This window comes from Corynebacterium sp. HMSC075D04 (genome assembly GCF_001815635.1).
Taxonomy (GTDB): domain Bacteria; phylum Actinomycetota; class Actinomycetes; order Mycobacteriales; family Mycobacteriaceae; genus Corynebacterium; species Corynebacterium coyleae.
Genome location: NZ_KV821285.1, coordinates 1 through 9,271 on the forward strand (window position 1 = coordinate 1; position 9,271 = coordinate 9,271).

General features: G+C 61.4%; 11 protein-coding genes. 1 reads left to right on the forward strand and 10 read right to left on the reverse strand.

Annotated features, from left to right (window positions below; translation table 11 throughout):
- Positions 1-125: 125 nt before the first annotated feature.
- From HMPREF3048_RS00030 to HMPREF3048_RS00075, 10 genes are all read right to left on the reverse strand, one after another.
- The gene (locus HMPREF3048_RS00030; RefSeq protein ID WP_070569065.1) at positions 126-1,298 is read right to left on the reverse strand and encodes an FUSC family protein; all 1,173 of its coding nucleotides are present in this window, start codon (positions 1,296-1,298) and stop codon (positions 126-128) included.
- Positions 1,299-1,378: 80 nt separating this feature from the next.
- Positions 1,379-2,413 (reverse strand): class II fructose-bisphosphate aldolase, encoded by a 1,035-nt coding sequence (gene fbaA, locus HMPREF3048_RS00035; RefSeq protein ID WP_070770878.1) that lies wholly within the window; start codon positions 2,411-2,413, stop codon positions 1,379-1,381.
- Positions 2,414-2,470: 57 nt separating this feature from the next.
- The gene (locus tag HMPREF3048_RS00040; RefSeq protein ID WP_070770879.1) at positions 2,471-3,658 is read right to left on the reverse strand and encodes a hypothetical protein; all 1,188 of its coding nucleotides are present in this window, start codon (positions 3,656-3,658) and stop codon (positions 2,471-2,473) included.
- Between the two features lie 19 nt (positions 3,659-3,677).
- Positions 3,678-4,187 carry a cysteine hydrolase family protein gene (locus tag HMPREF3048_RS00045; protein WP_070423261.1) on the reverse strand — a complete coding sequence of 170 codons (510 nt, stop codon included), beginning with the start codon at positions 4,185-4,187 and terminating at the stop codon, positions 3,678-3,680.
- 42 nt (positions 4,188-4,229) lie between these two features.
- The gene (locus tag HMPREF3048_RS00050; protein WP_070450111.1) at positions 4,230-5,444 is read right to left on the reverse strand and encodes a glycoside hydrolase family 76 protein; all 1,215 of its coding nucleotides are present in this window, start codon (positions 5,442-5,444) and stop codon (positions 4,230-4,232) included.
- A gap of 81 nt (positions 5,445-5,525) precedes the next feature.
- Entirely contained in the window at positions 5,526-6,143 is a 618-nt protein-coding gene (locus HMPREF3048_RS00055; protein WP_070423341.1) for a TrmH family RNA methyltransferase, read from the reverse strand.
- Between the two features lie 31 nt (positions 6,144-6,174).
- Positions 6,175-6,705: an orotate phosphoribosyltransferase gene (gene pyrE, locus HMPREF3048_RS00060; RefSeq protein ID WP_070423263.1), complete on the reverse strand. Its 531-nt coding sequence runs from the start codon at positions 6,703-6,705 to the stop codon at positions 6,175-6,177.
- Entirely contained in the window at positions 6,702-7,544 is an 843-nt protein-coding gene (locus HMPREF3048_RS00065; protein WP_070770880.1) for a type III secretion system chaperone family protein, read from the reverse strand. Before HMPREF3048_RS00065 ends, pyrE begins: the two co-directional genes overlap by 4 nt.
- 36 nt (positions 7,545-7,580) lie before the next feature.
- Complete coding sequence (locus tag HMPREF3048_RS00070) at positions 7,581-8,426, reverse strand: sulfurtransferase (protein WP_070450114.1); 846 nt, start codon at positions 8,424-8,426, stop codon at positions 7,581-7,583.
- Positions 8,427-8,486: 60 nt separating this feature from the next.
- A complete protein-coding gene (locus tag HMPREF3048_RS00075; protein WP_070450118.1) occupies positions 8,487-8,900 on the reverse strand; it encodes a DUF4265 domain-containing protein in 414 nt (137 codons plus the stop codon).
- A gap of 20 nt (positions 8,901-8,920) precedes the next feature.
- On the opposite strand from HMPREF3048_RS00075, the gene HMPREF3048_RS11950 reads away from it, so the two are divergent.
- Positions 8,921-9,271, forward strand: a 351-nt coding sequence (locus HMPREF3048_RS11950) for a hypothetical protein (RefSeq protein ID WP_141758801.1), incomplete at its 3' end; no start/stop codon positions are given.

A 9,271-nucleotide genomic window follows, 5' to 3' on the forward strand; every position in this document is an offset into this window, starting at 1 on the left:
GACTCCATGTCCAAAAAGTCATGAGACATGACACGAGGGAGCTAGACGATCAGGGAGCAGGGCGGGCAACAGGGCGGCGCGGCGGAAGGGCGGCTCACCGGCGCCGGCAACAGGGCGGCGTGAAACTAGTCGAAGTCGAAGGTTTCGGGCTCGTACTTCGGCGTCGTGGAAGTAGGCACCAGGGCGGCGAGGGCGGACTCGCGGGACATGCCGCACACCATCAGCAGGTCCACGATCAGGGAGCGGGTCTGCGCGAGGATGGCGTAGGCGGACAGGACGGCATCCTTGGGGACGATATCCATGCCGGCGGCCTGGCCCGCAGCACGCAACTCGTTGACGCACTCCGGGATGACGGTGGCCTGGGCGACGCGGGAGTTCACGTCGTAGACCTCGGAAAGTTCGAGGCAGACGCGAGACAAGGTGTCCAAGAGCTCGATTTGTTGTTCGGTGATGGTGTCGCTGTCCTCGACAAGAACGTGAGCCCGGCGCGCGAGCACACGGGAGGTACGCACCGCGTTATCCACCGGCGGGATCACGCGTGCCAGGGAGTTGATGTAGCGGCGAGTGCCCCACAAAAACGGGGAGACACGGCTGGCTTCTTCGCCGGACTTGATCGCGGCGGCTAAGTCATCGATACCCGTTTGGGTGCCACGGATCTGCTCGAGGGCCTCGTCGATGATGTTGGGGTTGCGTTCGCGGAGGCCGGTGGCCACGTCGTCGAGAACCGAAGAGACGATGCCCATCACTTTGGACACTTCCGCGCGGGCCTCCGACATCGGAGCCTGAGGCACCAGGGCGATGACTGCCATTGCGATCAGGCAGCCGATGATGGCGTCGATAGTGCGGTCCACGCCGGTGAACTCGCTACCAGGCGGCATGATTGTCGCGATCAGGATCGAACCGATCGCAGCCTGGTTATTCACCAGAACCGACTTGCTCAAAAACGACGCGATCAACAACGACCCAGCGACAATCACCGCGATCTGCCAGCCGCCGGCGCCGAGCCGGTAGAAAATCAGGTCGCCCACCAGCACGCCGAGCACGCAGCCCATGGCCATCTCCACCGACTTCGACACACGGTCGCCGCCCGTCATGCCAATGATGATCACCGTGGCAATCGGGGCGAAAAACGGCCGGGCGTGACCCATCACGTCGTGCGCAATGTAGTACGCGAACCCGGCGGCCAAGGCGATCTGCAAAATTGGCAACAACCGCTTCCGCACACGCTTCACCCGCGACTGCAGCGACTTATCAACCAACTGCAGACGCGCGCGCGTGCCCATCCTCTGCTTAGCCATGGTTAAACAGCTTAGGCCCGAAAGGGAAAACCTCCCTGGGCTGTGGGCCCGGGGAGGTGGTGTCGTCGATAAGCAGTGGCTTACTTGGAAACCGACTTGCCCACCGAGTGGAGGTCCTGGCACGCCTCGATGACGCGCTCAGCCATAGCGTTCTCGGCCTTCTTCAGGTAGGAACGCGGGTCGTACATCTTCTTGTTGCCCACCTCGCCATCAATCTTGAGCACACCGTCGTAGTTCTCAAACATGTGCGACACAACCGGGCGGGTGAACGCGTACTGAGTATCCGTGTCCACGTTCATCTTGATCACGCCGTAACGCAAGGACTCCTCGATCTTCTCCTTCTCCGAGCCGGAACCGCCGTGGAAGACGAAGTCGAACGGGTTCGTGCCCGCAGCCAGACCGAGCTTCTTCTCCGCAACCTTCTGGCCCATATCCAGGACCTCGGGGCGCAGCTTCACGTTGCCCGGCTTGTACACGCCGTGGACATTTCCGAAGGTGGCAGCCAGCAGGTAGCGGCCATTCTCGCCGGTACCCAGGGCATCAACGGTCTTGGCGAAGTCCTCCTCCGAGGTGTACAGGTTCGCGCCGGCCTTCGCCTCAACGCCGTCCTCTTCACCACCGACAACACCAATCTCCACCTCGAGAATGATGTTCGCAGCGCGAGCCTTAGCCAGGAGTTCCTGGGCGATCTCCAGGTTCTCGTCGATAGGAACCGCGGAACCATCCCACATGTGCGACTGGAACAACGGCAGCTCGCCGGCGTTCACGCGCTCCTGGGAGTAAGCGATCAGCGGACGCACATAGTCGTCGAGCACTTCCTTCTGGCAGTGGTCGGTGTGCAGCGCAATGTTGACGTCGTAATGCTTCGCCACCTCATGCGCAAACGCAGCCAACGCCTTCGCACCAGCCACCTTGTTCTTCACAGCCTGACCGGACGCAAACTCCGCACCACCGATGGAGAACTGAATGATGCCGTCCGACTCCGCCTCCGCGAACCCCTTAATGGCCGCGTTGATCGTCTCCGAAGACGTGCAGTTAATCGCCGGAAACGCATAGCCGCCCTTCTTGGCGGAATCCAGCATCTGGTTATAGACCTCTGGGGTTGCGATAGGCATGAAAATCCTCCTGGGATTGGGACCGTTTACGCACACCAGTATGCCCGTTTTAGGAAACTACCGCTGACGGAAAACCACAATGCCCCCAACAGTGGCCAAGAGGAGCCACGCAGCGAAAGAAAACGGGTGGGTAGCAAACGTGTTTGGGCGGAGTGGAAGCTCGACAAGAAGCTCGGCTAGACCCGCTACACCGAAAACCCACGCTGCGAATTCAATGAGTCTTCGGCCTTTTAGGTTCGAGCGTTCGTCGTAATACGCCATCGTTGCAACAGCAGATTCGAGGTTTGTCTCGGCTCGAGCTATTTCGGCGTCGAGATCACTCGAACGATTGATTTCGTCCAACAAGCTTGAGTGGAGTGCAGGTGAATGAGCCCCTAAGCGTTCACGGTGCCGTGCGACAACCAATACAAAGTCAGACTGGAGGAATCGCATTTTGGAGGATCCCTTCGAATCGAGATCTGCGAGGTCAACCTGTGCTGCCATCTTCGCGGTCTTGTGTGCAGCGAGCCAGGTCGACTGAACTCTGAATTCACTAAGTGAGACGAGTTCCTCTAGTCCTGAACAACTTACCCCGATAACGCTGGCCGACCAGCTGCTCCAGAAACGGTGCCCTTGACTATCAATGATCGGGCACGGAAGATTTGGGATTGTTCCATTGATTCGGTCTACCAAGTGGTTGGTCGACGGAAGGTTGGCTTGATCCAGTCCTAGGGAACAACCAACATCTCTTGGATGCAGAAGCGCGTGGACCAAGCGATCGTCGACGGGCTCAGATACCGCGTAGACCGAGAATGAATATTCGTGCACCGCGTCGTTTGCAGAACCTCGGAAGAGTTCCCGACGGTAACGCTCCTGAATCTTCCGAATGCGCCGAATCAATTCTTCGACTTCACGCACTGCCTCATCCGGTGAATCGCTGAGTGATTGCTGGAACAGAACACGATCCCGAAGCGCGTTTGCCACGGATGCAACTGGCTCTTCCCCGATATCAGCGCGGTAGTCGAATTGGTATCGGGCCACTCCGTACCCGGATTGGGAAAGATAAAGCAAGGTATCGCCCTTTGAGACGATTGCATACGTGCGTGGTAGCAACAATGCTTGATCGCGCGTACCAAACACTTCCGTGCATTGCTCCCACCCGAGAGCTCGGAATTCGCCTTCGATACGAGCTATAACGCGCGCATCTGTGATCGGCCCACCGACATCTGTCGGCGCAAACTCGTATCTTGTAAACCCCCACTGCATTTCGCCCCCGAAATTGTTCCTACGCTGCGGTGTGTCCGCGCGTGTGTTTATAACCGATTGTCCGCCCCATCAGACGTGCCGCGGCAGCGTCTGCTTCGGGGCCACCGTTTGTGGCGCAACCCGCCAGGTCCACATCAACATTGACGCCATGGTCAAAGAGGTACGCAGCGTTTTGCAAAACGCACACGTCAGTATCAATGCCGACAAGGGTAGCCCCCGAAATCCCGTGAGACTTCAGTGCAGAAAGCAAAGCCTCGCCGCAACCGTAGGTGTCCTTGTCGATGATGATGTCCGCGCGCTCTTCCACGAGCCGATCGAGCTGCACTTCCTCAGGCGAGGACAACCGATCCCAGTTAATGCGGGTACGGAACGCCGACCCATCAGGGTTGAAAAACCTGGTAGCGATAACCAGGTCAAACTCATCAGAAGCGAGGAGCTCGTGCACGCGCGGTAGGCAACGCGACGTGTAGTCGGACAGGAATCCTGCCTGCACATCAACGACGATCAACGCCCGCTTGTTCTTCTGCATGCGTCCCGAGCACCTCCCTTTGCCACAACGGTGCCCACGATATTACGCCATTGCTGCAGACACCTTCGCCGCTGCTTCAAGCAGCATCCAGCCGGAGAGTTGGACGGAGAGGTCGCGTTCGTCGATACGCACGAGCCCCACGGCCTCGCTAATCGACGCCGGCCCCAACCCATAGTTATGCGGCAGCCGCGCATCCTCGGTCCACTCCGCGGCGAAAACCGGCAGGCCGTCGACCTCCAGGCGGTGCGACCACAGCGACTCGGCGGACTGCATGACCAGGCGCGCCGCGATCTTCTTCGTGGCGATGTTCTCCTTCGAATCCTCCGGCAGACGCGTGGCCACGTCGGCGAGGTAGCGCGCGAGAATACCCTTGAACAGGCCGCCGTCGCCCTCGCCGGACTCCTCCGGTGGGCTCAGCAGCACGCCCTGGGGAGTCGCCATCTCCAGGGCGATGGCCTGCACGATCGCGCGGATATGGGTGATGTAGAACATGGAAGCATCGGCGCGCTCGGAGTTCTCGAACGAGTCGATCGGCTCGTCGTGGGCCAGCCCGACGTCCTCGCGAAGCGCAAGCGCGATCTCCAGGCTCGCGCCAAGCACCGTGCCCTGATTGTAGGTGTAAATCTTATCGACGACCTCAGGCCCCGACATACGCATCCGAACACCGTCGCTGAGCAGACCGTCCTCGCGCACCAGGTTGTCAAAGATCCAGTCGACGATCTCGCGCGCCTTATCCAACCGGCCCGTGCGCGCGAACACCATCGCGGCGGTCGCGTTCGACGGAATGTTGTAGAACGTCTCCCCCGTACGCCACGGCAGCACGCCCACCACCGGGTCGATGCCCGAGAGCAGGTCAAACTCCAGATCCTCGAGCACCTTCGAGCGTTTCGACGACACCTTGCCGTTATTCTTCGGCAACTGTCCCGCACGCGCCCAGGCAAGCGCGAGCCACGCCTTGTCGTCGTAGTAAATGTTGCGGGTCAAGCGGCCGCGGCTACGCCCCTGGATCGTGCGCATCGTCTGGAGGATCCGGCGCCGACGCGTCTTCGTCGGACGTCGCATCGCCGCATCCACCTGGCAATCCAGGTACTGCGCCTGCCACCAGTAGTGCCAGTGCCAAAACAGCTTGTCTTTCAGCCCCGGCGGCCAGGCGACGACCGCCATGTTGGTTTTCGGCAACATCCAGAGCTTCTGGGCGTGACGTTCAGTAATTGCCGATTCCGCCAAATCAGCACGATGCGCCCAGGTTTCAGGCACTGATGTCTCCTCTAAGTAGTGACGTTTCCACGTGTGTTGCCAGTTATTTTGCCTGTTATATTGCCAGACCGCGCCGTTTTGCTACCACGCGTGAGACAGGTCTGCATGCTGGCGGATCCAGGCATGCATGGCGATCCCCGCCGCCACGCCCGCGTTAATCGAGCGCGTCGAGCCGAATTGGGCGATTGAGCAGGTCATCACCGCCGCCTCCTGGGCGGCCTCGGTCACGCCGGGGCCTTCCTGCCCGAAGAGGAGCACGCACTCGCGGGGCAGCTCGGCTGTTTCCAGGGGTACGCATCCGGGGGTGTTATCGATGGCCACGACAGCGATGCCCTCGCCGTTCGCCCACTCGATGAGATCCGCGACCGTTTCGTGGTGACGAATATGTTGGTAGCGGTCCGTCACCATCGCGCCGCGCCGGTTCCAACGCTTCCGGCCCACGATGTGGACCTCCTTGGCCAGAAACGCGTTCGCGGTGCGCACGACCGTGCCGATGTTCATGTCGTTTTCAAAGTTCTCAATAGCGACATGGAACGGGTGCCGGCGCGTATCCAGATCTGCGACGACCGCGTCCAGCGACCAGTAGCGGTAGGCGTCGACGACGTTTCTGGTGTCGCCGTGTTCGAGGTACTCCGGGTCGTAGCGCGGATCATCCGGCCACTCGCCCTCCCAGGGGCCCACACCGTGGCGGCCCTCCATCCACTCGGTCGGGCCCTTCCCGTTATCTAACTCAGGCAAGCCCGAGATCCTCCAGGCCCAGCAGGTAGCGGTACTCCAAGCCGGCGTCCGCAATCACCTTGTCCGCACCCGTCGCACGATCCACCACCGTGGCCACCGCAACCACCTCGGCGCCCTCCGCACGGCAGGCCTCCACGGCGGTCAGCGGGGAGTTGCCGGTCGTGGTGGTGTCCTCCACCACCAGCACGCGCTTGCCCTTGATGGACGGGCCCTCGATGCGGCGCTGCATGCCGTGCTTCTTCGCTTCCTTGCGCACCACAAACGCGTCGATCGGGCGCCCCTCCGCATGCATCACGGCAGTAGCCACTGGGTCCGCGCCCAGGGTCAGGCCGCCAACAGCGTCGAAGTCCAGGTCAGCGGTGAGTTCACGCAACAGTTTGCCGATCAGCGGGCTGGCCTCGTGGTGCAGCGTCGCGCGACGCAGATCCACGTAGTAATCAGCCTCCTTGCCCGACGACAGCGTTACCTTCCCGTGCACCACGGCAAGCTCTTTGACCAGTTCAGCAAGTTGTTCTTTCATCATTTCTCCTCAGAATCAAAAATCGACGACGGTCCCTGCACACGCTTTACCCGTGTCAGGTCGGTGCCGGTGCGCTCGTCGCCAGCAATCGCGGCAACATCGTCGCCACCAAGATCGCGCTCCTCGACCTCACCGCGCTCCCCACCCGTGACCCGCGTGGGCAGCTCCACCGGATCTTCCGGCCGCTCAGGGCTCGCTTGCTTTTCGACGACCCCCTGCACCTTCTCCTCCCCCACCCACAACGGAGCATCCTCGACCGGCGGGAGTGTGCGCGCAGCATCCGCCAGCAGCGCCACCGCGGCCAACGACGCATCCCAATCCTGCGCCGTTGACCCCGGCGCGAACTGGGCAATCACCCACGCCCCCTCGAACCACACCGCGTTGACTGCGGGCGGGAGGGTGGATAAGGCGGTGCGCACGCGATCGTCGATAAGCCTGCGCGCAGGACCAACACTCGTGGCATGGACCGTGAACGCGCCCTCGCGGGTGGCCTCCACCAGGTCATCGTCGCGCTGTGTCGGCTCGAACCCGTCGCGGCGCATATCCACCACAACGTCCGCCTCGCAGCCCGTGGGCACTGCAAGCACCGTCGTCTCCCCCAAATCCGCCAAGTGCAGATCATGGCCGAACGCGGAGCCCGACACGACCTCGCGCGCCGTCGCCCCCGCAGACGCCGCACCACGACGCCACTCCGCCGCCAACAGATCGTCTACCTTGGCAAACGTAAATCCGTGCTGCCGCGCCCACGCACGCCGTGGGCTTCGTTCACGCGCATCAGCGACAAACAGCGCAACACCAGCGGCGAGCGCCACAAACGCGAGAACTAACAGCACAGCAATCATCAGCGACGATGTTACAGCGCCCGCCGACACGACACGCTAAACACGCGTAACCACGCGGTTCTCCTTATTCGCACTCCACTGCGACCAACCGCCCACATAGTGCGTCAACACCGGCAGGCCAGCGTGCTCCATCGCCGCCAACAACTTCGCCGAGTGGTTGCCCGAACCCGAATACGTAATCACGCTCTGCGGGTCCGTGTTCTGGGTAATGCCGACCTCCGCCAGGCGGCCGCGGATGGTGTTGGTGTCCTTGATCAGGTGCGTGGTGTCGTCGAAAAGATCTGTCACCGGCAGATTCACCGCACCCGGAATGTGACCCGCGCGCAGGTCCAGGATCTCGCGGCGGCCTGCGAAACGGCGCGCGCTCCTCGCGTCCAGGATCATGCCCTCAAACTCGCGGACATCCTCCATCGACGCCGTCGGCATACTCCCCGGCTCCAGGCGCTCCGGCTCGCGCGGCACCACAATGCCACCCGGACCCGCCACCGTGGGGAGCTTCTCGCGCTTCCACGCCGCAAACCCACCATCCACGATGTGCACATCAGTCACGCCCACCCAACGCAGAATCCACCACGTGCGCGCCGCGAACAGCCCGTTGCCACCGTCGTAGATGTACACCGGGCGATCCTCCTCGATCCCCCAATTCGCCACCGCCTTCTTCACCACACCAAACGCCGGCAACGGGTTACGCCCCGCCTTGCGCCCCGGCAGCCCCGCCAACTGCGACGACGGATCACAAAACAACGCCGTCGGCACATGCTCGGACTGAAACTTCGACCACGCCTTACCAGCCTCCGGCTCCCAGAGCGAAGCAATAACGGTCTGCTTCAGGCCAGCCTGAATACGTTCATTGAGATCCGCGGCAGAAACGAAAACGCTCATGCGCGCAAGTGTAACGAGGTTTCGGGGTCGGGGCGCGGTGTAAGGCGGTTGGTGCCGCTGCTAAGCCATGTAGCCCGGAGCAAGCTGAATCGCACCCTGCTCCGCCAAACCGCCAAGCCACTCCGCGATTCCCTCGCGCGGACAATCCGCACCAATGCTCGCCGCCAACATGCCACCGGGGCCCAACTCCACGCGACAACCAAACGCCAGCAGCGTCGCCGCAATCTCCTGCGGACTCTCATCCTCCGGCAGCACACGCACCGTCGACGCGCCCCCACGCACCACCACACGATCCACGTGGAACGCGCCCCCGACCAGCACGCACTCCACAATGTCCCCCAGCGCGAGCGTCGTATCGACGAACGGCACACTCGCCACCACAAACAAATTCGACCCAATCTGCTGAGCCCGAAGCTGCTCACTCTCCACACCAGGAATGACAACACGGGTGAGAATCGTCGTAGTCGGCTGCATAAGGGGCAGTGTATCGCGGAGTGGCCGGATTGTTGGAAGGGTTGGTGGTTTGTAGGGTTTCGGTCGCTGTGCGCCGTCGCCCCCTTCGACGAAGTCACAGTGCTAAACGAAACGAGGGCCTTGCAAGCAACAAATGCTTCAACAAGACCCTCACCGCCGAAGACAAGGTCTATCAAGACGGTCTGTCGGCTAGTGTACAGAAAAACACTAAATACGGAATCCAAACGGGGGTTGGAATGAAAAGAAAAATCGAATGGGTTTCCCAAAAACGGCTGCAACCGTATCTTGAACAAACCGCTAACAAAGAAGAATCCGCTTGGGCTCTGTACGAGTGGAACTGGGGTGTCATGATTCCGGTGGACGGTGAAACC